Origin of the sequence: Yersinia sp. 1652 StPb PI (genome assembly GCF_041538345.1) — a bacterium.
Taxonomy (GTDB): Bacteria; Pseudomonadota; Gammaproteobacteria; order Enterobacterales; family Enterobacteriaceae; genus Yersinia; species Yersinia enterocolitica_E.
Genome location: NZ_JAULSM010000001.1, coordinates 2,721,497 through 2,742,318, shown reverse-complemented (window position 1 = coordinate 2,742,318; position 20,822 = coordinate 2,721,497). Strand labels below are relative to the sequence as shown.

Here is a 20,822-nt window from a genome sequence, read left to right as displayed (position 1 = left end):
TGGCCCCAATCTTAATTAGCCTGGCTGATGTGCCTATTCAGTTCACTGAGTTCAGGTAACAGTTCAAGCAATAAACCTATTTGTTGTAAAACCAATTGGTCTTTGCTCTCCGGCTCAGGATTACAGTTCTGTAGCCGGGTAGATAAGCTGGCTAGCACCTGGGCCATTTTCGCGCAGTCAGGCTGCTCTTGCTCAAGTGTCCCCTCGACATAACAAATCGCGTCATTAAGCAGATTCAGGGTGGCGGTGTTGCTCAGTTTCTCTCGATGAGCACCCAGCGCGGATATATAGCTCAGCATCGTGTGGTTCAGACAGAGCAATCGGAATGCTGCCTCCTGGGTTTCTTTGTCATTTTTGGGTTCGGCAGACATATTTGAGATCACTGAGGCTAATTCCGCGTCGCAATTATGTGCATCACGGCGGGCTATACGGTAGGGCAGGCTATTATCTTTGCCTTGATAGTATTGCACCAGAATTGCATCCAAATAGCGGCAGTTGGCATTCAGCGTTTTATGAACCACCGCTGGGAGGTGGCGGAACTTCCAATCCGGCCAGATAAAACTCACCGCTACCCAGGCGATGGCACAGCCTAGCAGGGTATCAAATACCCGAGGTGCGGCAACCTCAAATCCTTCCCCTAATAGGTTAAAACAGAGCAAAACCAGCAGGGTAATAAACATCGTTGCATGAGCATACTGAACATTACGGAAAGCAAAAAATAGCACCCCGGTAATGACAATAAGGATGAGTTGCCCCTCAATGGAAGGCACAAAATACAGGATAGGCAAACCAATAAGAATACCCGCCAGTGTGCCAATTATGCGCAATGCAAGGCGGCGGCGCGTCGCATTATAGTTAGGTTGGCAGACAAAAAGACTGGTCAGTAGGATCCAATAGCCGTGGCGCATGCCTGTTAGTTGAATAAACGCATAACCGAGACATAACACCACTGACATACGAACTGCGTGGCGAAATAGTGCAGATTGTGGGGTGAGATGGCGGCTGATACGCAGCTTGATATCACTCCATCCGGTAATGTGGTCGTCAGACAAACGGCTCTCGGGCTGAGGGCCTTCGGCTAATACTTGTTCGGATTCAATCCCCGCCAATTGGGCATCAATAGCCCGTAAATTTCTCAGTAAGTGGGAAAGGGCTTTAACTTGTGGGATATTCTCGTTTTGCGCGAGTTCTCTGGCCAGTGCCGCATCTAAAAACGTAAAGGCTCGCTCGAAGCGAGGATCATGTTGATACTTTTGTCTCATCAGAATGGATTGCGAAAGTTGCAGGCAGGCTCTGGCTTGCATACTCAGTAAGCGCTGAAAGCGGAATAGCACGTCGCTGTAACGGAATTTCTCTCGTAGAACCTGATATTGGACATGTGACGAGCTAGCGCGTTCATGAATATCTTGCGCGACAAAATAGTAGTGAAGTGTCCGTCTGGTTCCACGCTGGCCCCGATCACCTTTCAAGCGAGTCACCAGTGAGGCTTTGGCCTGATTTAAGGTTGATACCAGTGTGCCGTTGGCCATCGCCACATCAATAAGCGGCTGGTCGACATCAGATTCGATGTCAGGATCGAAGAGATTAGCTTTTGCTTCCAAATAGTGAGCAAGCTGCTGGTAGCAACGAGCTAGATTATCCTGCAAGGGGCGGATAGGGAAAATAAGGTGTCCGCACAAGGTCAGTACGTTATACCAAACAGCTCCGAGCAGCAGCAGTAGCGGCTGTTGGTACCAGATATGGTACATCGAGGTACCCAACATGGTGTAGATAGCAATTAGCAATGCGCCAAAGGCAATTGTTGCATAGCGTTGTCCCAAAGCCCCCAACAGAATAAAACCACAGGTTGAAAAGGTCAGACCGAGGGCAAAAAACCAGGGATAAGGAAATAACAACTCTATCGATGCGGAGGCGACAAAAAAACAGATCAGCGTAATGAATAAATTGCGTAACCGCCCTGTCAGGCGGTCATCAAGATCAGTAAGTGCTGCCGCGACGACACCGAGTGTTAACGGAATTGTCAGTTTGGGCTGACCAATCCACCACGGAACCGCCGTTACTCCCGCCAACGCGATAAAAATACGGGCATGATAAAGCAGGCTACTATTGTAGACATAACGGCGTAAACCAGTGACGAAAGTGAGCACAAAAAACCTCTAAAACTGAAAATTCAGCGTTGCTGATATTGGCGTTGAGCGTTAGCCATTCTCGCTTGCTGTGCCATTTCGACTGAAACGACACGGCGGCCCACGGGCCACAAAGCAATAGCAGCAATTTTAAAATTGGCAATACCGACCGGGATCCCAATGATGGTTATGCATTGCACAATCCCTGTGGCGATATGGGATAAACACAGCCACCAACCAAATAAAATGAACCAGACAATATTCAGTAACGAGCCGCCGGCAGTTATCAGAGCATTACTTTTTTCTGGGTATAATTCATTGACATGGATCGCCTCATTGCCATAAGGAAGAAATGATAATTTGGTAATTTCCCAGCAAGAGCGCGTTAATGGTAAGGTAAAAATCAGAACGACACTGACGACTGTGGCGAATAGCCAGCCCAGTGTGGTGAAGAAACCACCTAAAACAAAATTAAGAATATTCAGTACAGTACGCATAGTGATTTATCTGCCTAGCTGAATAAAAAAACCGCAACGCGGATGAGTGATAACAAACGCTAACCATTCTATATGAATAGGGCGGGTTAGTTTCCGTTGTCAACTATCGGATACCTGTTGTTTAAACTCAATTATTTTATTTACACTCCATTGTGTTATTTCAATTCACTTAATACGAGTAATGGCGCGCAGATATGGAACTTAAAGCGACATCTTTTGGCAAGCATTTGGCTCAGCACCCTTACAATCGGGTGCGCTTGCTCAATGCTGGCATCGAAGTATGCGGTGATAAACATCAGTACCTGATTCCTTTTAACCAGTTGGTTAACATTGAATGTAAGCGCGGTATTGTCTGGGGCGAACTGGAATTTGAATTGCCAGACCAACAAGTTGTCCGTTTACATGGCACCGAATGGCAGGAAACTCAACGTTTCTATCAACATTTACTGGGCATCTGGCAGCAATGGAGTGAAGAGATGAGCTTGGTTTGTGTTGAGGTTTTACATAAACAAGTGGGATCAATCAAGCGGATTGAGCAACAGGATAAATGGTTTAAACGCAGTGAGTTAGGACAGGTGCAGCACTCTATTCGCGAGGCTTTCGCCTCATTGCCGATACCGGTGCCGCGGTTGAACGAATTTGAGACCTGTCGTGCAGATTATGAAATCTGTTTGCGCTGGTTGCAGCAAGGTAGTCGCAGTGTAGAACGCCGGAATCAGCAATGGACCAACCGAATGTTGGAAGAGCATCAAGATTTCTTCCAAAGTGTAGAAACCTCCCCCCTGAATGAATCGCAAAGCCGGGCGGTGGTTAATGGCGAAGACTCGGTATTAGTTCTGGCAGGTGCCGGCAGTGGTAAAACATCAGTGCTGGTAGCCCGTGCCGGTTGGTTGTTACGCCGTAATGAAGCATTGCCGGAGCAGATTTTACTGCTCGCATTTGGCCGTCAGGCGGCTGACGAGATGAATCATCGCATTAAGCAACGGTTAGCTGTGGATGATATTCAGGCTAAAACCTTCCATGCACTGGCATTGCAGATTATCCAGCAAGGCAGCCGTAAAACACCACTAATCAGTAAATTAGAATCAGACAGCCAGGCCAGAAGGTCGTTACTGATTAAGAATTGGCAACAGCAGTGTAGTGAGAAAAAAGCGCAGGCAAAAGGGTGGCGTGAATGGCTAACTGATGAGCTTGAGTGGGAGGTTGATGAGGGTGAGTTTTGGCAAGATAAACGTTTAGCAGCCAGATTGGCGGGGCGGCTGGAGCGTTGGGTAGGGCTGATGCGAATGCACGGTGGTAGTCAAGCCGAAATGATTGAGCAGGCTGATGAAGAAGTGCGTGATCTCTTCCAGAAACGTATACGGTTAATGGCACCGTTATTGAAAGCGTGGAAAACGGCGTTGAAAGAAGAAGGTGCGGTTGATTTCTCCGGCTTGATTCATCAGGCAGTTAACTTACTGGAGAAAGGGCGTTTTGTTAGTCCGTGGAAGCATATTTTGGTGGATGAGTTTCAGGATATCTCACCGCAACGCGCTATGCTGCTGGCAGCACTGCGCAAACAAAATAAGCAAACCTGCTTATTTGCGGTGGGTGATGATTGGCAGGCGATTTATCGGTTTAGTGGCGCGCAGCTCTCGCTCACTACAGCTTTTAGCCAGTACTTCGGTGAAGGGGCTGAATGTGCATTGGATACCACTTACCGCTTTAATGATAGGATCGGTGAAATTGCGAACCGGTTTATTCAGCAAAACCCACATCAATTGAAAAAGCCACTTAACAGCTTGAGTAAAGGTAACAAAAAGTCAGTCATCATTTTGCCGGACCAACAGCTTGACACCTTACTGGATAAATTAAGCGGTTTTGTTAAGGATGATGAGCGTATTTTGATTTTGGCCCGCTATCACCATTTACGGCCTGAGATTTTGCAAAAAGCGGCAACTCGCTGGCCAAAACTGACGATTGATTTTATGACTATTCATGCCAGCAAAGGGCAGCAAGCCGACTATGTGATTATTGCAGGGCTACATGAAGGTAATGATGGTTTTCCGGCAGTAGCGCGGGAATCAATTGTGGAAGATGTGCTGTTACCGGCACCGGAAGATTTCCCAGATGCAGAGGAGCGGCGTTTATTATATGTCGCAATGACTCGTGCGAAGCACCAAGTCTGGTTACTGCAAGATACAGCAAAACCCTCTATTTTTGTTAAGCAACTTAGCGAGTTAGGTGTTCCAGTTCAGCGTAAACCTTAACTGAGCTATCGCATACATTCCGCCCGGTGGTTGTGGCACCGGGCATAATGCTTATTGCAGTCGCTGTTTTAAGTAATGATCATAATCAGGGATTGCGATGGTAACTTCGCTGCTAAACAAGTTAGAACCAATTAAGAAGTCTGCGGTCGAGCGGTTGGTGGCGACAGGTATATTCCAGACTGTTGCCAGACGTAGTAGGGCTTTCACATCGGGATCATGCGGCACAGCATTCAACGGGTCCCAGAAGAAAATCAAAATATCGATTTTTTTCTCCGATATCAGCGCACCCACTTCTTGATCTCCCCCCATCGGACCACTTAGTAAACAGTTAACGTCAATGCCGGTGGCTTTTTGTACCAGGTTTCCGGTGGTACCTGTGGCATAAAGTTCGTGCTGGGACAGCAGTTGTTTGTTTTCCATAACCCATTCGAGCAGCGATTTTTTGCAGTGATCGTGGGAAACAAGGGCAATATGCTTGCGTACCGCAATAGTGCGGGTAGTCAGTTCCATCAATATATCCTTCAATAAATGCTAGCGGTTTGCTAACAGATTACTGAAACGGAGATTTTGTGCATAGCGGTAACGCAAAGAAATGCGAGGAAACAAGCATAACCTGATGTTTAAGAACCGCCTTATCGTAAACGGATCATTTGCCCGGTTGCTTTTTAGCCCAGAGTAGGAAGCGTTGTTGAGTTTCGGCGTTGGCTTGCAGGAACCAATATTGCAGCATCTGTTCGGCAACATTTTCCCCTTGCAGGCTGGTGGTATTCTGCGCGGTATTTGTCCCTGCCACGGCAATAGTGGTCCCCGGCACCGCACTCACAGTTGAAGGTGGAATGGTGGCAAAAGAGGGAACTGAAGCACTAAATTGGCCAACATTATAACTGGCCATTGCAGTTTCAAGTGTGCTGGCAGTGTTGAGATTGTCCTGATGTAATACATCGTGACGTACAGATAATGGGCGGCCATTATCCCCAATAAGCTGATATACCGGGTTTTTAGAAAACTTATGCCCATCTCGTTCGGTATCAATGGCCGGTAATTTTATGGCGACTGAACGAACATTGCGGGTATTAAACACCACCACTAATGGCGGAGAGGCATACAACACTTTCGGATCGGCTGGCAGTGGTTTAGCCACTTTGAACAGAATTTGATGCTGACCGCTGTTTAATTCCAAGCTATCGGCTCCTTTTAGCAAGGATCCTGACATATTTTTCCCATCGACCACCAACAGGTCAATTTCCGGCGCGAGTTTTAAGGTCGTGGCGATAGCTGAAGCACTACAGCAAACGGCCAAAATCCCTACGACCACCAGACCAAATTTCATGTGCTGCTCCTGAGGGTGATATCCGCGTACATTGTCAGACAGGCTAGATTATGTGTCAAAGTCTTTCCGTTCGCCCACATTTATTTACTTTTTGAAATGTTCAGTATAAATATGACGTTTTTATCCTGATGAATTATAAGGATAAAGCCGGCACTCTAACAGTAATTACTGCGACATCTCTTAAACCAAATCAATCTGACCGCATTTATGATCCATTTTCCCCATGATGTACACTTAGAGGATCGCCTAATATTGGTAGTATCCCTCCGGGTGCACATGGATTGGGATATTCTTTTAGCGCATCAGAGGAACTGAAAAATGCACGATAAAGACATTGCTGACATTCTCCAACAGGTAAAAACAATTGCATTAGTCGGGGCGAGTGATAACCCATCGCGGCCAAGTTATGGTGTTATGGCTTATCTGCTACAGCAGGGGTATCAAGTCACGCCTGTTAGCCCTAAATTGGCGGGGAAATCATTATTGGGCCAGCAGGCATATGCAGAACTGGCGGATATTCCTCATGCTATCGATATGGTGGATGTTTTCCGTAATGCTGAGGCTGCATACGGCGTTGCGCAAGATGCTATTGCTATCGGCGCCAAGGTTCTGTGGTTACAAATTGGTGTTATTAATGAGTTGGCGGCTACCTTGGCGGCAGATGCGGGAATAAAGGTGGTGATGGATCGTTGTCCGAAGATTGAAATACCGCGCCTGGGATTAGAAAAACAGTGATACGCGGCGTTGCTAATTTTGGCGATAAAAAACCCGGTACTAAGCGCCGGGTTTTATCGATAAATCTCAAGATTTAGTTGCGTAGACGCGGAGCCTGTAGCTGATGGCGGATGGACGCCGCCAGTTCATCCAATGAAGGTTGCTCTGGGTGAGCATCCATATCTTCATAGGTTAGTTGCGCTTCAGCTAGATAGGTATGTATCGGTTGCCCCTCATCATCCTCAATAACCACGTGATACCAAGGTGACGAACGCAGCATAGCGTTGTTTGCAACCTCATCAGGTTCCGGTGGCTCGAGAGAATATTCAGGATCGATATCAATCACTACACCCAAATAGCCGTGTAGGCTGTGGCGGACCTGCTGCCCAATACCAAATTTGCTGGCAATCATGATAACCTCCTGAGAAACATTACTCTGTCTTCTATATGAGGGCAGTGTAGGGCATTTCAAGTCATACTATCCGGCACGCGAACCCTTTCAGGTACAGACCTTCTGGATATGTCGCGATAACCGGGTGATCCGCTGCCTGACGGAACTGTTCTATAAATTGTATATCATGCCCTGCATCTAACGCAGCATCGGCCAAAATTTTCTGGAATAAATCTGTTGGCATCAAACCAGAGCAGGAGAAACTTAACAAGATCCCGCCTGGGCGCAATAATTGTATCGCTAACATATTAATATCTTTGTAGCCACGACACGCACTTGCCAACTGACTTTTGTTCTCCACAAACTTCGGTGGGTCCATAATGATCATGTCAAACTTTTCCCCTTGCGTGCGGTAGTTACGCAGCAATTGGAACACATCATCCCGAATGAATTCGGTTTTGCTCAAATCCAACTGGTTGAGTTCAATGTTTTGTTTGGCTATATCCAGTACAGCTTGTGAGGTATCAACGCTGATAACTTGCTTACAATTTCCCATCAGCGCTGCGACAGCAAAGGCACCGGTATAAGAGAAACAGTTCAGAACACGGCGACCATCGGCGTAGTTACGCGCCGCCAGGCGGCTATCGCGCTGATCTAAATAAAATCCTGTTTTATGGCCGTGCTGAATATCAACCAACAGTTGCATGCCGTTTTCGGTTATTGGCAGCAGGTCAGGCGGCATTTCACCGCTGATTGTCCCTTGCGTCAGAGGTAAGCCTTCTTTTTTACGCACGGAAACATCGGAGCGGTCATAAATAGAGCATTCTGGGTAACAATGTTGTAAGGCACTAACCAGTGTTTCCCGCTGATATTCAGCGCCGGCCGACAGTAACTGCAATACCAGAAAGTTCTGGAAGCGGTCTATGGTGATACCCGGCAGGCCATCAGACTCACCGGCGATCAGGCGATAGCCGTTCAAACCATCACGCTTTGCCAGCCAATCACGCCAGCTCTGCGCTTGCTGTAGACGGCGGATGAAGAACTCGCGGTCAATAACTTCATCTTGTTGGAACGTCCAGACTCGTGCCAAAATTTGTGATTCAGGAGAGTAGGCGGCACGGGCCAGCCATTTACCCTGGCTATCAAGGATATCGAGGGTTTCACCGGGCAGGGCACTCCCCTCAAGGCGTTGAACGGCCCCAGAGAAGATCCACGGATGGCGACGAAGTAAGGACTTTTCACGTCCTTTGGCAAGAATCAGGCTTACGGTCATAATTAGGTTGCTGCCAGCTAGGTAAAAAAGAGCGGTATTGTCGGAGTATGAGCCGGAAAATGCAAATTATCACGTAGATGAGGAGTCTATATGCCAAAAGTATGCACTGCCGCCTATGTTTACGGCGTTGTTCAGGGCGTGGGTTTCCGCTATAGCACGCAACGTCAGGCACAAGCGCTGGGTGTAACGGGTTACGCTAAAAATTGTGATGATGGCAGTGTGGAGGTGGTGGCTTACGGCGAGCAAAATGCGGTTGAACACCTGCTTGAGTGGATTAAGCAGGGGGGGCCACGCGGTGCGCGGGTGGATCGCCTGCTGACAGAACCTTATCCGAGCACCGCGTTTGAAAAATTTAAAATCCGCTATTAACTCACGAGCGGTGCCAGAGCACAGCTATCCATCATTAAATACTGCTATCTGCCGTTAAATACACTTAACGGGTTTGGGTAATCCTGCAATTTTGGTTGCTTGCTTTGCTGGCCCTTTGGGGTATAAACGATAGAGATATCGGCTATTACCTTTCTCTTCACCATACTTTTGTGCCATGGCCTTTACCAGCATGCGGATTGCAGGTGATGTATTGAATTCTTGATAAAATGCACGCACAAAGCGCACCACTTCCCAATGCGGTTCAGTGAGTATAATCTCTTCCTGTTCAGCCAGTATGGGCGCTAAAGCCTCGCTCCAGTCCGCGCTATTTTTCAGATAACCCTGTGCATCGGTATCAATAACCCGGCCTTCAAACTCCAACATACAACCTCGGTAATTCAATCAATGAAACGGCCGCTAATTTAGCAAATATTTGCCACTACCCCAAAGCAGTCTCTGCTGTTATTTGGTGAGGAGCCATCTGTGCGAGAGTAAATAAACCGGCTGCTGTACGCCTAATGGCCAGTTAGCATAAGGGATGACGATAAATTCAGCACTCGACAATCAGCTAGCGGATTTTTTGGTCAATTAAGCACAAACAGGCTTTACAAGCGGCAGAGCTCTGTTTATAGTTCGGCTCGTTGCGGAGGGGTGGCCGAGTGGCTGAAGGCAACGGTCTTGAAAACCGTCGACGGGTAACCGTTCGAGAGTTCGAATCTCTCCTCCTCCGCCATCATTTCTCTTTATCCTCTTGTTTTTTTCCCAGTTACTTATCCCAAACAAAGGGTATTTTGCCCCACAGACCCTATCGATAATGCTTTCTCCGGCAGCGTTGCTCCACCGTGGAAACGAACTAACACGCCTTTTTCTCCCATTGCATTTGTTTTATTTGTGATCGATAGCAAATAAAATGTCAATTCGAAATAAATCGAAAGTTATGGTGCAAGTGATACTCGCTTGCCTGATGGTGTTGTGGTTGCTGGCTACCTATATCTTGGCGGTTGAAGTGAGTTGTGAAACTGATAGCCCTTATATTTACGTAGCGAGGAGGTCTAATGGTCTTGGTATACCTATAAAGAGGTATATGATTGACTTTTATGTAAAAATTGATCGATGAGATGCTTTTTTTTTGAGCTGGTTCATAAAAGCGAATACCCACACAAAAATTGTTTGATCTAAAACAAGCATTCTTACTACTACAAATCATTTGCTGCAAATCCTCCTTACTATCTGCCTAACCCACAGGTTGATATCAGTCATGCTTCGCCTCCTGGCTCGCTATTTCTCACCTGATTGCGGGTTTAAAAATAAAAAAACCATCTGGTGCGGGCACTGATAGCGTCCGGTATGGAAAAACACACTGGAGTAAATATTGTGAGCAAATTTATAAGACAGGTGTTGGTAGGGATAATGGTTCTTTTGGCAATAGGCGCGGTATTTTCTTTGTCGGCGGCACCTACGCCGCCGATTGAGGCCCGCAACGATAAATTCGCCGAACAGCATGTTGACCAATTTACCTCATGGTTGAAAACCAAAGAGAGTGGGCCACGAGAAGATGCGCTGGCGGATGACCCCAATTTGGTGATCCTTTGGGCCGGATATCCGTTTGCTAAAGATTATAACAAACCTCGTGGGCACTATTATGCTGTCACTGATGTGCGGGAAACCTTACGTACCGCAGCACCGAAAACCGCAGAGGATGGCCCCTTGCCGATGGCCTGCTGGAGCTGTAAAAGCCCGGATGTTGCCCGCTTGATCAATGAACAAGGTGAAGAGGGGTATTTCAAAGGGACTTGGGCCAGAGGTGGCCCGGAAGTCGTCAATCAGTTGGGGTGTGCCGATTGCCATAATACCGCTTCTGCTGATTTTGCTGCCGGGAAGCCAGCTTTAGTCCTCTCCCGGCCCTATGCTGAGCGTGCTTTGCAATCTATCAATAAACCTTTCGAACATGCCAGCCGCCTGGATCAACAATCCATGGTGTGCAGCCAGTGCCATGTTGAGTACCACTTCGCCGGTAAAGATAAAGCGGTGAAATTCCCATGGGATCAAGGCACGGATGTGGTGTCAATGGAGAAGTATTACGATGAAATCGCTTTCTCTGATTGGGTTCATCCGCTGTCAAAAACCCCGATGTTGAAAGCCCAGCATCCTGAGTATGAAACCTGGCGTGCGGGGATCCACGGTAAAAATAATGTCAGTTGTATCGATTGCCATATGCCGAAAATCCAAAATGCGGCAGGTAAGGTGTATACCGACCACCAGATCCGCAACCCGTTTGATAGCTTTGAAACTACCTGTGTTAACTGCCATACCCAGGATAAAAAAACCTTGCAAGATATTGTTGCTGAACGCAAAGCCAGCATTCAGGAGTTAAAACTGAATGTTGAGAAACAACTGGTTCACGCACATTACGAGGCAAAAGCTGCTTGGGATGCCGGGGCAACCGAACAAGAAATGAAACCTATTCTGCAAGATATCCGCCATGCCCAATGGCGCTGGGATTATGCCATTGCTTCCCACGGTATTCATATGCATGCACCGGATGTTGGTCTGCGTGTATTGGGGGGCGCGTTGAATAAAGCTGCCGATGCCCGTACCAAACTTGCACGTCTGCTGGCGACAAAAGGGATTAGCCACGAAATTCCGCTGCCGGATATTTCGACCAAACTCAATGCCCAGAAAGCGCTGGGAATGGATATGGATAAGCTGAACCGCGAGAAGCAGGAGTTTCTGCAACAAGTGGTACCAGCCTGGGATGATCAAGCCAGAAAAGCGGGCCGGTTGAGCCAGTAAGAGGCGTTCCGGTGTGACAATACGCTCACCGGATCTATTCCAGAGACAAACGGCCCCAGATTGGGGCCATAGCAAAGGTGGAATAATTATGCGCGTTTTACGTTCATTCGGTTCAGCCGCGCTGCTGGTAGTGTTGATTCTGTGCACGCTGCCCACTCTCGCCACAACACCGAACACGACGGCGAAAATGCCCGCGTCGCGCCATATTGTTGAGCCGCAGCGCAACCCGGATGCTGCTTGCATCCAATGTCATAAAGAACAAAAAGATGAGTTGCATGGCAAACATGCTGGCGCGGTAAATCCGAATACACAGTTGGCCTTAACCTGTACCAACTGCCATGGGCAGGCATCGGTGCTGCACCGTAATGGTATTAAAGATGTGATGCGTTTTAACCGCGATATGTTTAATGCCGATAAAGCGATGTACAGCGTCTCACAACAAAACAGTGTCTGTATGAGTTGCCATCTGCCGGAGAAATTACGCGAGGCGTTCTGGCCCCATGATGTGCACATGTTGAAGCTTTCTTGTGTCAGTTGTCATCAGTTGCATCCTAAAACCGACCCGATGCATGACCTTGACGATAAAGGGCGGGTCAAACTCTGTGTTGACTGTCATCGCCGTCAGCAGGAGCTGATATCGAAGGAAACACCATGAATACGAACCGTCGTCACTTTATCGCCAGTATGGGGGCGCTGATTTTCCTGACTGGTTCTGCTGGACGTTCACTGGCACTCAGCGGCACTGTTGATGGCATTCGTTACGGGATGCTACATGATGAAACCCGTTGTATTGGCTGCACGGCCTGTATGGATGCTTGCCGTGAGGTTAATCATGTACCCGCTGGGGTCTCACGGTTAAACATCATCCGTAGCCAACCGATCGGTGAGTTTCCTGCCGTAAAATATCAGTTCTATCGTCACTCCTGCCAGCATTGCGATAAGGCACCCTGTGTCGATGTTTGCCCAACCGGAGCCTCATATCGCGATAGCGGGACTGGGATTGTTGATGTCGATCCCGACCTCTGCGTAGGGTGCCAGTACTGTATCGCCGCCTGTCCGTACCGGGTGCGCTTTATCCATCCGGTGACGAAAACTGCCGATAAATGCGATTTTTGTCGGAAAACTAATCTAAAGCAGGGTAAACAGCCCGCCTGTGTCTTGTCGTGCCCAACCAAGGCACTCATCTTTGGCAATTTGGACGACCCTAACAGTGAACTGGTGAAATTATTGCATCAGCGCACTGTGTATCGCGCCAAGTTACATCTTGGGACACAACCGAAATTGTATCGTGTTCCCTTTCAGTATGGGGAGATAACCGGATGAATCCTGAACTGAATACCCCGTTTCATTTTGCCTCGTTAGTGTGGGATTGGCCGATAGCCATCTATCTGTTTTTGATAGGAGTATCGGCGGGCATGGTGGTAGTTAGCCTATTGGTTAAGCAACGGGTTCTGGGCGGTGAGGCGGCGCGCAGTGGGTTAGTTAAATCGACCGCTATGATTGCGCCCTTAGCGGTGATTATGGGGTTGTTTATTTTGATACTGCACCTTACCCGGCCGTGGACTTTTTGGAAGCTGATGTTTTTCTACAGTACCAGCTCGGTTATGTCATTGGGTGTCATGCTGTTTCAAATTTATATGGTGGTGCTGTTGGTCTGGCTGGCGGTGATATTTCGCCATGGGCTGACGGCATTATTACAGCCTTACCGCAAATTGAATTGGGTTGGCACGGTGCTGCATAAACTGGCACCGATTGAACGCAAGTTGGAACCATTGATGATGTTTCTGGCTGTGGCGTTGGGGGCATATACCGGCTTCCTGTTATCGGCCCTGAAGAGTTACCCCTTGTTGAATAATCCGGTATTGCCGGTGTTATTTCTGTTCTCCGGTGTTTCTTCGGGTATTGCTGCCATGGTGTTGTGCGCGGTGACCTTTTTTAAAGAACCCATAGATAGCCCGGCACTGGCATTTGTTCATCGGTTGGAAAAACCGGTGGTGTGGTTGGAGCTATTTCTGCTGCTGGCATTCTTCACCGGGCTGTGGTTCGGCGGTGGTCAGAAAGAAGTCGCGGTCGCTGTCGCGTTGGGCGGTGGTTTTTGGGCCGCGATGTTTTGGTTCTGGGTTATCGGTTGCGGCATGGTGCTGCCATTAGTTTTAAACCGTTTTTGTAGCCATGGAATGCGCCATCGGGTCTCATTTCTAGTGACGGTATCCGGCTTGAGTCTGTTTGGCGTATTGGTTTTACGTTTCTTTATTCTTTATGCCGGTCAGATGACGGTTGTGTGAGGAGGCGAACCGGTGATGGGTGAAAATGTATGGTAGGTGAGTTGGGGCTGTTGTCACTGTTGGTGGCTGCGTCATTGGCGCTGCTGCTCACTGTTGTGCCTGTTATTGCTCTCCATCGGCGGCGATTGGCTTTGTTGTATTGGTTACCGTCGTTCAGTTACGCCGTGACCTTATTCATTACACTGGCACTGTTGTTACTGGGTTGGTGCTTTGTTAGCGATGATTTTTCTCTGCTTTATGTGGCACAACACGGCAATAGCCAGCTTCCTCTATTTTATAAGGTTGCGGCAATCTGGGGCGGGCATGAAGGCTCCTTGTTGTTTATGCTGTTTGCTCTGAGCCTGTGGAGCACCGCGTTGACGCTTTTTCGCCGTCATTTTCCGCTGCGTTTTTTTGCTCGCGCGTTGGCAGTGATGGGGGGGCTACTGCTTATCCTGAGTGTTTTTATCCTCTTTTTCTCCAATCCTTTTGAGCGATTGTTCCCGACGTTGGCGCAGGGGCGTGATTTAAATCCAATGTTGCAGGATCTGGCGCTGATATTTCATCCACCCTTGCTGTATCTGGGGTATAGCGGTTTTGCCGTTAGTTTTGCTTTCGCCGTTTCGGCATTGCTTGCAGGCCGCAATGGCAATAATAGTGTGCACTACTGCCGTCCCTGGGTATTGGCTGCCTGGAGTTTTCTCACGTTTGGCATTTTGTTGGGGGCATGGTGGGCATACAGCGAGTTGGGGTGGGGCGGCTGGTGGTTCTGGGACCCGGTTGAAAATGCGTCATTACTGCCATGGCTCACCGCAACTGCACTGTTACATGTTCTGGCTGTTATTGAGAAACGGGGCTTATATCATCATTGGGGCATTTTGCTGTCGCTGGTGACATTTCAACTCTGCTTGTTAGGCACTTTTATCGTGCGCTCTGGGGTGTTGACCTCAGTTCACGCTTTTGCTGTTGATACGGCGCGCGGTGAGGCTTTACTGGCGCTGTTTGGCATAGTGACGTTGAGTTCATTGACGCTATTTGCCCTGCGGGTGCGGGGCAACAATCGCCCTGCTGCTTTCAACCTCTTCTCACTGGAGTCATTACTGCTGGCGGCAATGGTGCTGCTCAGCATTGCTGCGGTAACCGTATTGATTGGCACATTGTATCCATTAATTTTCAGTGTGCTGGGGTTAGGATCACTGTCTGTTGGTGCGCCCTATTTTAATCAAACCCTGACACCTTTTGTGCTGTTGTTGCTATTGCTGATGGGCATAACGCCGTTTGCCGATTGGCGGCAAAGCCACAAAATCAATGGCTGGCGTCTTGTCGTACCTGCTGTATTAGCTATCTGCGGTGGGTTGCTCAGTTTAGGTCTATTCGAGTCACCGTGGCAGGTGGGGATGCTGATAGGTGTCACTCTGGCTATCTGGCCGTTGTTCGCGCCATTATTTGCGCCAAAGATACGTGGCAATTTATGGTTGATACACGGTGGCGTTGCGGTCAGCCTGCTGGGAATGCTGTTTGCTTCATATTACACCGTCGAGCAGGGGCGACGTATGGCGCCAGGCAGTCAGGTCACACTGGCCGGTTATCAGTTTACCTATCGTCAAACTGAATTGGTGGTCGGCCCAAACTATACCAGTGAGCAGGCGCATATTGTGGTCAGCCAGAATGGGCAAGCGTTAACCACATTGTTACCGGAGCGGCGGCACTATACGGCGCGGGGAATGTTGATGATAGAGCCGGCGATAGCCAGTAGCCCCCTGGCGGACTTTTATGTGGTTCTGGGGGATAGTTTGGGCGCGGGGGAGTATAGCGTACGTTTGTCCCATAAACCGATGGTCAGTTGGATTTGGGGGGGCGCACTGATGATGGTAGTTGGTGGTTTATTGGCGCTATGGCGCAGAATCCACCCTGTTAGCGACCTCGCGGGGGATAAATGAAACAACGTTGGCCTTGGTTGATTGTCCCTCTGGTTGCCTTACTGCTGGGCTGCTTGCTTTATAGCGGCTTAACGCGGGATCCGCATCGTATCGAGTTGGCCGAGCAAGACCTGCCGTTTCCCGCGTTTTCTTTATCCGAATTGCAACAGCCCGGGCAGAACATAACGCGAGAGCAACTGTTGGGTAAGGTGACGGTGATTAATGTATGGGCCAGTTGGTGTGCCAGTTGTAAGCAAGAGCTCGCCCTACTGGGGCAGATAGCCGGGACGTTGCATGGTGTGCAGTTCTATGGTCTGAATTACCGCGATGACCGTCAGGCGGCGTTAAATACTCTGCGGCGCTACAGCAATCCTTATCAGAAGAACCTTTATGACCCGCATGGCACATTAGCACTGGCGATGGGGGTATATGGTACACCTGAGACCTGGCTAATTGATGCAAATGGCATTATTCGCCAGCGCTATGCTGGTGAAATGACGACAGAGATATGGCAACAACAGTTTATGCCGCTACTGGCGCAATGGACGCGGGTGGGAACCCCATGAAAGTTTTATTCCTGATGTTATCACTGGTTTTTTCATCTGGTGTTGCGGCTGATCTGGTGGATACCTATCATTTTAGTTCGCCGCAACATCAGCAACAAGCATTGGCATTGGCGCAGGAGTTGCGTTGTCCTCAATGCCAAAATCAGAACTTGCTGGAGTCGACCTCGCCGATAGCGCAAGACTTGCGATTAGAGGTCTATCAGTTGGTAGAAGCAGGACACAGCTCTCAGGAGATAATGGCCGTAATGACCCAGCGCTATGGGGACTTTGTTCGGTATCGTCCTCCGTTGCGCAGTGCCACACTGGTGCTATGGTTTGGGCCTGGGGTGTTGCTGGCCTGCGTGTTAGGTGGGTTGATTTTTAAGATACGCCGGCAATCTGTCTCAGGTGTGAGAGGGCCGCGATAATGGTGCTATCGATAGGGCTGGCGATACTGGTGCTGTTGGTGGTAGTGAGTTTGTGGTGGCCGTGGCTGGTGCAATATGGTCGGTTGAGCTGGCGCTGGCCACTGGGCTTCAGCCTGGTGGTGCTGATGCTAATTATGTTGGGATACCGGCAATTGGGCCATTATACCGCCGTGCAGCAAGAGGCTTTGCGGCTACAGGAAGCCCAGCGGTTGAATAATATGCTCGATAAGCAGAGCAGTGATCCCACGCTATCTCGGTTACAACAACGTATTCGTCTGGCTCCCGATAAGGGGGATGGATGGTACAGTTTAGCTCAACATTATTTATATCGTAACGAATTTGAGGATGCATTGATCGCCTTGCAGCAGGCTGAACGTTTGCAGGGGGCCAGTGCCCGCTTTGATGCTGCACGAGCGACGGTGTTCTATTACCGGTCAGGGCAAAAAATGACGGGTGATGTGACGTACTGGTTACAGCAGGCTTTGACTAAAGATCCCATGCAATATACTGCGCTAATGCTGCAAGCCGCTGATAACTTTACCCATGATAGATACGCGCAGGCCATCGCTATTTGGCAGCAGTTATTGGAAAGTGATAACCCACAGGTTGATCGTGCGGTGATTATCCGTGCTATTACATTAGCTCGGGTGATGCAGCAGGCTGAATGATAAACAAAAAAAACCCTTACCAATCTCATTTGGTAAGGGATGCCAATTCGGCCAACACCAGGGAAAACATTATAACCGTTTATTAATCATACAATTAATTTGGGTTAGTGATATGACTTAAGTCAAGTTTATCAAAATTATATAAATAAGGTTAATGTTTATATGTGTCAGGAATCATTTATTAATCGCAAGGAGCATGGATTTACTGCACACATTGATTATTTGTATGATTTTTAAACGATGAGAAGGGGGCGGGCGATATTATGGCCATCTGAATGTAAATGCATCCAGATGGCTAGGCAGAACAGGTCTTGTGGGACTAAAAGTCCCCTGGTGTTGGCGAAAATATATTCTTTTTTGACTAACTTTCTTAGCGTCTGTGCGCTAATATATTAGTTTTATAATATCTAAAACTAATTATTTAAAGCAAAAACAGTCTAATAAACATAGGGCTATAATAATAGCTAGCCTTAAGTCTAGTTTGGAAAACTATCCTTTAGTCTAGGTTGTTTGTTCATATAATGTTAGCCGGGCGTCTGTGAGGAAACTCTGTAAGTCTATTTTATACACTGATTTCTATTGAAAACAATGTCATAAAATTGTATCGTTGCTCAACATATATAGTAAACTTGGTCTGTTATGATAATTGATTATTTTGATAATGAAAGTATTAATGAAGATATAAAGAACTATATTCAAAGAAGAATAAAAACTTATGGTGATCTGCGTTATTCCTATTTGGTAATGAATAAGAAAACACCCTTACACCCGACTATTATTTCAAACTACCCAATGGATTGGATACAAACATATAAAAAAAATAACTACCACCTTATCGATCCTGTTATTCTGACGGCAAAAGACAAAGTTGCTCCCTTTGCTTGGGACGATAATTCGGTGATTAATATAAAGTCAACCGACTCAGCTGTGTTTAACCTTGCCAGAGAATATAATATTATCAATGGTTATACATTTGTTCTTCATGATAATAATCATAATATGGCAACGCTGAATATTTCTAATGGAAGTGATGATAGCATTTCTTTTGATGAGAGCATTGAGACCAATAAAGAGAAAATTCAAATGCTGCTCATTTTGACTCATGATAAAATGTTGGGTCTCTATCACAAAAATAACAGTAAAAACAACAAGTTGAATGGTATTGGTGACGAAAGAGAAATCTTCTCTCCTAGAGAGAACGAAATTTTATATTGGGCTAGTGTCGGCAAAACATACTCGGAAATTTCCATAATATTGGGAATAAAAAGAAGTACAGTTAAGTTTCATATTGGTAATGTTGTTAGAAAACTTGGTGTTTTAAATGCCAAGCATGCGATAAGACTTGGCATAGAGTTAAAGTTAATTAAACCTATTTAACTATATCTGGCACCGCTAATGGCCAGGTTTCAAGTATATGAGGTTCAACGTGATGCGTTCTGCGTATCTTCTTTATTAATTGTTGTTGGCTATCAATGTCGACACCCAGATGTAAAAGATAAATAACCTCATTTTTCTCTGACTCACCTTGGTTTAAAACTGTAATATTCCAGCCGGAACGCTTCAGTAATACATACATCCCTCGGCTGACAACAGTCAGTATACCTTTATAATTGCGGCTTCTGGCATAATTAACCATTGCTAAAAAAAGTAATACGCTGAGTGCACTATTATGGCCTACCATATCTCTTGCTAGTTTTTTTTCAACAAAGAAACGGCTGGATTCTATAAAACCATCGACCGGAAGGTCAATGTCGGAAAAATAAGGTGCGAATGGCCCTGCCACCATTGTCGGATATTTCATTTCAATAAATCTGACACTGCAAACAATAGTGTCCTCTATTATTCCTAATATATAGTTTGTATTCTCATCATCATATTGGTCGCTTTCTCTGCCATCAGTACAGGTTACTTTCCAATCTAAGCGATCTTTAAATGTTATTTTTCTAAGTGTGAAGATCTCGTCTAACTTTCTTTCAGGCATACTGTTAAAGTTTACGTTAAATAGTTTTAACATGATGAAAACCAAAGTTATTTAATTAAACCAGCATCGTACACGATCTCTGTCCGTTAGTGCAAACATTGAACGAGGTAGACAACGCCATGAATAACTAATGAATGTCAGCATCTTCGTTCAATTATTCTACAAATAGCAAAAAGACAGACAATCTATTTTTGATGGCCACGTACTATAGGTGCGGTACTCGGAGAGTTGATGGATATTTTTAAGAGAAAAGTGACATCAGACGGGACTTTTCAACAGGAAATAGTTATAACGAAACATCATTTCATTTTTTGATTGAAAAGGATGTTCACGTGGACCGCAGTCCTGCGCTTTTTACCAATAAAAAATTTGTTTTCCTTGTGGCAACCTTCTGTTGCCTTCTTTGGGGCAGTGCCTACCCTGCGATTAAAAATGGTTATGCACTGTTTCATATCGCCCCAGATGACATTCCGAGCAAGATGGTGTTTGCGGGTTATCGCTTTTTATTGGCCGGGTTAGTGCTACTCATTTTTGCTGTAGCCAGTGGTAAAGCTATTGGCCGACTTAACAAGGGCCAATATAGGCAGATTGCCATTTTAGGGCTAACACAGACCACGTTACAGTATGTCTTTTTCTATATTGGACTGGCATATACTACCGGGGTGAAAGGCTCCATCATGAATGCAACGGGGACATTTTTCAGTGTCTTGTTGGCGCATTATATTTATAAAAATGATCGATTATCATTTAATAAAATCATTGGCTGCGCACTGGGTTTTGCTGGCGTGATGGTGGTGAATTTTGGTGCCGATTTGATGGATTTTAATTTTTCACTGTTAGGTGAGGGAAGTGTGGTACTGGCTGCTTTCATCCTTTCTGCCGCCAGTATTTACGGCAAACGTATTTCACAAACCATGGATACCACGGTGATGACAGGTTACCAGCTTGCCATCGGAGGGTTGGTGTTGACGCTTGGCGGTTATCTCTTTGGTGGCCATTTGAGTGACATTGGCTGGCGGGCTTTATTGTTATTGGCCTACCTGGTGCTGTTGTCATCGGCCGCTTTTGCACTCTGGAGCTTGCTACTCAAATATAATCGGGTAGGGATGGTTGCACCGTTCAATTTTCTCATCCCGGTTTCAGGTGCGGTTCTGTCCGCCATTTTCCTCAATGAAAGCATTTTAGAATGGAAGAATGCCCTTGCACTGGTGTTGGTTTGTGCGGGGATCATTTTGGTTAATCGAATAAAACAGAATAAAACAGAATAACGAGTAA

General features: G+C 47.0%; 21 protein-coding genes and 1 tRNA gene. 14 read left to right on the top strand and 8 right to left on the bottom strand.

Annotated elements, in window-relative coordinates:
• Nucleotides 1–11 precede the first annotated feature (11 nt).
• Both yccS and Q2T71_RS12670 read right to left on the bottom strand, forming a co-directional pair.
• Entirely contained in the window at nucleotides 12–2,147 is a 2,136-nt protein-coding gene (gene yccS / locus Q2T71_RS12675; protein ID WP_372559311.1) for a YccS family putative transporter, read from the bottom strand.
• Between the two features lie 23 nt (nucleotides 2,148–2,170).
• Nucleotides 2,171–2,623: a YccF domain-containing protein gene (locus Q2T71_RS12670; protein ID WP_083158474.1), complete on the bottom strand. Its 453-nt coding sequence runs from the start codon at nucleotides 2,621–2,623 to the stop codon at nucleotides 2,171–2,173.
• Between the two features lie 194 nt (nucleotides 2,624–2,817).
• Between Q2T71_RS12670 and helD the strand changes: the two genes are divergently transcribed.
• Nucleotides 2,818–4,872, top strand: a complete 2,055-nt coding sequence (gene helD / locus Q2T71_RS12665) for a DNA helicase IV (protein WP_372559310.1) — start codon at nucleotides 2,818–2,820, stop codon at nucleotides 4,870–4,872.
• Between the two features lie 51 nt (nucleotides 4,873–4,923).
• Here helD and Q2T71_RS12660 read toward each other — a convergent pair whose 3' ends face one another.
• On the bottom strand, nucleotides 4,924–5,382 hold the full coding sequence (locus Q2T71_RS12660) for a methylglyoxal synthase (RefSeq protein ID WP_083158476.1): 459 nt from the start codon (nucleotides 5,380–5,382) through the stop codon (nucleotides 4,924–4,926).
• Between the two features lie 136 nt (nucleotides 5,383–5,518).
• Nucleotides 5,519–6,202, bottom strand: coding sequence for a DUF2057 family protein (locus Q2T71_RS12655; RefSeq protein WP_372559309.1), 684 nt, complete (start codon nucleotides 6,200–6,202; stop codon nucleotides 5,519–5,521).
• Nucleotides 6,203–6,520: 318 nt separating this feature from the next.
• Between Q2T71_RS12655 and Q2T71_RS12650 the strand changes: the two genes are divergently transcribed.
• Nucleotides 6,521–6,937 carry a CoA-binding protein gene (locus Q2T71_RS12650; protein ID WP_083158477.1) on the top strand — a complete coding sequence of 139 codons (417 nt, stop codon included), beginning with the start codon at nucleotides 6,521–6,523 and terminating at the stop codon, nucleotides 6,935–6,937.
• Between the two features lie 73 nt (nucleotides 6,938–7,010).
• On the opposite strand, the gene hspQ is transcribed toward Q2T71_RS12650, so the two are convergent.
• Both hspQ and rlmI read right to left on the bottom strand, forming a co-directional pair.
• The gene (gene hspQ, locus Q2T71_RS12645) at nucleotides 7,011–7,328 is read right to left on the bottom strand and encodes a heat shock protein HspQ (RefSeq protein WP_083158478.1); all 318 of its coding nucleotides are present in this window, start codon (nucleotides 7,326–7,328) and stop codon (nucleotides 7,011–7,013) included.
• Nucleotides 7,329–7,389: 61 nt separating this feature from the next.
• Nucleotides 7,390–8,580: a 23S rRNA (cytosine(1962)-C(5))-methyltransferase RlmI gene (gene rlmI, locus Q2T71_RS12640; protein ID WP_083158479.1), complete on the bottom strand. Its 1,191-nt coding sequence runs from the start codon at nucleotides 8,578–8,580 to the stop codon at nucleotides 7,390–7,392.
• A gap of 90 nt (nucleotides 8,581–8,670) precedes the next feature.
• On the opposite strand from rlmI, the gene yccX reads away from it, so the two are divergent.
• Nucleotides 8,671–8,949, top strand: coding sequence for an acylphosphatase (gene yccX / locus Q2T71_RS12635; protein ID WP_372559308.1), 279 nt, complete (start codon nucleotides 8,671–8,673; stop codon nucleotides 8,947–8,949).
• Between the two features lie 54 nt (nucleotides 8,950–9,003).
• Here the strand turns inward: yccX and tusE are convergent, their stop codons facing one another.
• A complete protein-coding gene (tusE, locus tag Q2T71_RS12630) occupies nucleotides 9,004–9,333 on the bottom strand; it encodes a sulfurtransferase TusE (protein WP_372559307.1) in 330 nt (109 codons plus the stop codon).
• A 261-nt stretch (nucleotides 9,334–9,594) separates the two neighbouring features.
• Here tusE and Q2T71_RS12625 point away from each other — a divergent pair.
• The 10 genes from Q2T71_RS12625 (at nucleotide 9,595) to Q2T71_RS12580 (ending at nucleotide 18,943) form a co-directional block, all read left to right on the top strand.
• Nucleotides 9,595–9,682, top strand: a tRNA-Ser gene (locus Q2T71_RS12625).
• 677 nt (nucleotides 9,683–10,359) lie between these two features.
• Entirely contained in the window at nucleotides 10,360–11,742 is a 1,383-nt protein-coding gene (gene nrfA, locus Q2T71_RS12620; RefSeq protein ID WP_372559917.1) for an ammonia-forming nitrite reductase cytochrome c552 subunit, read from the top strand.
• An 88-nt stretch (nucleotides 11,743–11,830) separates the two neighbouring features.
• Nucleotides 11,831–12,397 carry a cytochrome c nitrite reductase pentaheme subunit gene (gene nrfB / locus Q2T71_RS12615; protein WP_372559306.1) on the top strand — a complete coding sequence of 189 codons (567 nt, stop codon included), beginning with the start codon at nucleotides 11,831–11,833 and terminating at the stop codon, nucleotides 12,395–12,397.
• Complete coding sequence (gene nrfC, locus Q2T71_RS12610; protein WP_372559305.1) at nucleotides 12,394–13,065, top strand: cytochrome c nitrite reductase Fe-S protein; 672 nt, start codon at nucleotides 12,394–12,396, stop codon at nucleotides 13,063–13,065. The genes nrfB and nrfC overlap by 4 nt, the downstream gene beginning before the upstream one ends.
• A complete protein-coding gene (gene nrfD / locus Q2T71_RS12605) occupies nucleotides 13,062–14,027 on the top strand; it encodes a cytochrome c nitrite reductase subunit NrfD (RefSeq protein WP_372559304.1) in 966 nt (321 codons plus the stop codon). The genes nrfC and nrfD overlap by 4 nt, the downstream gene beginning before the upstream one ends.
• A 29-nt stretch (nucleotides 14,028–14,056) precedes the next feature.
• Entirely contained in the window at nucleotides 14,057–15,946 is a 1,890-nt protein-coding gene (locus Q2T71_RS12600) for a heme lyase CcmF/NrfE family subunit (RefSeq protein WP_372559303.1), read from the top strand.
• The gene (locus Q2T71_RS12595) at nucleotides 15,943–16,491 is read left to right on the top strand and encodes a DsbE family thiol:disulfide interchange protein (protein WP_372559302.1); all 549 of its coding nucleotides are present in this window, start codon (nucleotides 15,943–15,945) and stop codon (nucleotides 16,489–16,491) included. Before Q2T71_RS12600 ends, Q2T71_RS12595 begins: the two co-directional genes overlap by 4 nt.
• A complete protein-coding gene (gene nrfF, locus Q2T71_RS12590; protein ID WP_372559301.1) occupies nucleotides 16,488–16,898 on the top strand; it encodes a heme lyase NrfEFG subunit NrfF in 411 nt (136 codons plus the stop codon). Before Q2T71_RS12595 ends, nrfF begins: the two co-directional genes overlap by 4 nt.
• Nucleotides 16,898–17,566, top strand: a complete 669-nt coding sequence (locus Q2T71_RS12585; RefSeq protein WP_372559300.1) for a cytochrome C heme lyase — start codon at nucleotides 16,898–16,900, stop codon at nucleotides 17,564–17,566. The genes nrfF and Q2T71_RS12585 overlap by 1 nt, the downstream gene beginning before the upstream one ends.
• A 639-nt stretch (nucleotides 17,567–18,205) precedes the next feature.
• Entirely contained in the window at nucleotides 18,206–18,943 is a 738-nt protein-coding gene (locus Q2T71_RS12580; protein ID WP_372559299.1) for an autoinducer binding domain-containing protein, read from the top strand.
• Here the strand turns inward: Q2T71_RS12580 and Q2T71_RS12575 are convergent.
• The gene (locus Q2T71_RS12575) at nucleotides 18,936–19,580 is read right to left on the bottom strand and encodes an acyl-homoserine-lactone synthase (RefSeq protein WP_372559298.1); all 645 of its coding nucleotides are present in this window, start codon (nucleotides 19,578–19,580) and stop codon (nucleotides 18,936–18,938) included. The two genes, Q2T71_RS12580 and Q2T71_RS12575, sit on opposite strands and share 8 nt — an antisense overlap.
• A 299-nt stretch (nucleotides 19,581–19,879) precedes the next feature.
• Here Q2T71_RS12575 and Q2T71_RS12570 point away from each other — a divergent pair, with 299 nt between their 5' ends.
• Nucleotides 19,880–20,815 carry a DMT family transporter gene (locus tag Q2T71_RS12570; RefSeq protein ID WP_372559297.1) on the top strand — a complete coding sequence of 312 codons (936 nt, stop codon included), beginning with the start codon at nucleotides 19,880–19,882 and terminating at the stop codon, nucleotides 20,813–20,815.
• Nucleotides 20,816–20,822 lie beyond the last annotated feature (7 nt).

Excerpts from the sequence above, each read along its gene's own strand:
- yccX (WP_372559308.1), top strand. The coding sequence starts at position 8,671 with ATGCCAAAAGTATGCACTGCCGCCTATGTTTACGGCGTTGTTCAGGGC.
- Q2T71_RS12650 (WP_083158477.1), top strand. The coding sequence starts at position 6,521 with ATGCACGATAAAGACATTGCTGACATTCTCCAACAGGTAAAAACAATT.
- Q2T71_RS12580 (WP_372559299.1), top strand. The coding sequence starts at position 18,206 with ATGATAATTGATTATTTTGATAATGAAAGTATTAATGAAGATATAAAG.
- helD (WP_372559310.1), top strand. The coding sequence starts at position 2,818 with ATGGAACTTAAAGCGACATCTTTTGGCAAGCATTTGGCTCAGCACCCT.
- hspQ (WP_083158478.1), bottom strand. The coding sequence starts at position 7,328 with ATGATTGCCAGCAAATTTGGTATTGGGCAGCAGGTCCGCCACAGCCTA.
- Q2T71_RS12600 (WP_372559303.1), top strand. The coding sequence starts at position 14,057 with ATGGTAGGTGAGTTGGGGCTGTTGTCACTGTTGGTGGCTGCGTCATTG.
- Q2T71_RS12655 (WP_372559309.1), bottom strand. The coding sequence starts at position 6,202 with ATGAAATTTGGTCTGGTGGTCGTAGGGATTTTGGCCGTTTGCTGTAGT.
- nrfB (WP_372559306.1), top strand. The coding sequence starts at position 11,831 with ATGCGCGTTTTACGTTCATTCGGTTCAGCCGCGCTGCTGGTAGTGTTG.
- nrfC (WP_372559305.1), top strand. The coding sequence starts at position 12,394 with ATGAATACGAACCGTCGTCACTTTATCGCCAGTATGGGGGCGCTGATT.
- nrfF (WP_372559301.1), top strand. The coding sequence starts at position 16,488 with ATGAAAGTTTTATTCCTGATGTTATCACTGGTTTTTTCATCTGGTGTT.
- nrfD (WP_372559304.1), top strand. The coding sequence starts at position 13,062 with ATGAATCCTGAACTGAATACCCCGTTTCATTTTGCCTCGTTAGTGTGG.
- Q2T71_RS12670 (WP_083158474.1), bottom strand. The coding sequence starts at position 2,623 with ATGCGTACTGTACTGAATATTCTTAATTTTGTTTTAGGTGGTTTCTTC.
- Q2T71_RS12660 (WP_083158476.1), bottom strand. The coding sequence starts at position 5,382 with ATGGAACTGACTACCCGCACTATTGCGGTACGCAAGCATATTGCCCTT.
- rlmI (WP_083158479.1), bottom strand. The coding sequence starts at position 8,580 with ATGACCGTAAGCCTGATTCTTGCCAAAGGACGTGAAAAGTCCTTACTT.
- tusE (WP_372559307.1), bottom strand. The coding sequence starts at position 9,333 with ATGTTGGAGTTTGAAGGCCGGGTTATTGATACCGATGCACAGGGTTAT.
- nrfA (WP_372559917.1), top strand. The coding sequence starts at position 10,360 with ATGGTTCTTTTGGCAATAGGCGCGGTATTTTCTTTGTCGGCGGCACCT.
- Q2T71_RS12575 (WP_372559298.1), bottom strand. The coding sequence starts at position 19,580 with ATGTTAAAACTATTTAACGTAAACTTTAACAGTATGCCTGAAAGAAAG.
- Q2T71_RS12585 (WP_372559300.1), top strand. The coding sequence starts at position 16,898 with ATGGTGCTATCGATAGGGCTGGCGATACTGGTGCTGTTGGTGGTAGTG.
- Q2T71_RS12595 (WP_372559302.1), top strand. The coding sequence starts at position 15,943 with ATGAAACAACGTTGGCCTTGGTTGATTGTCCCTCTGGTTGCCTTACTG.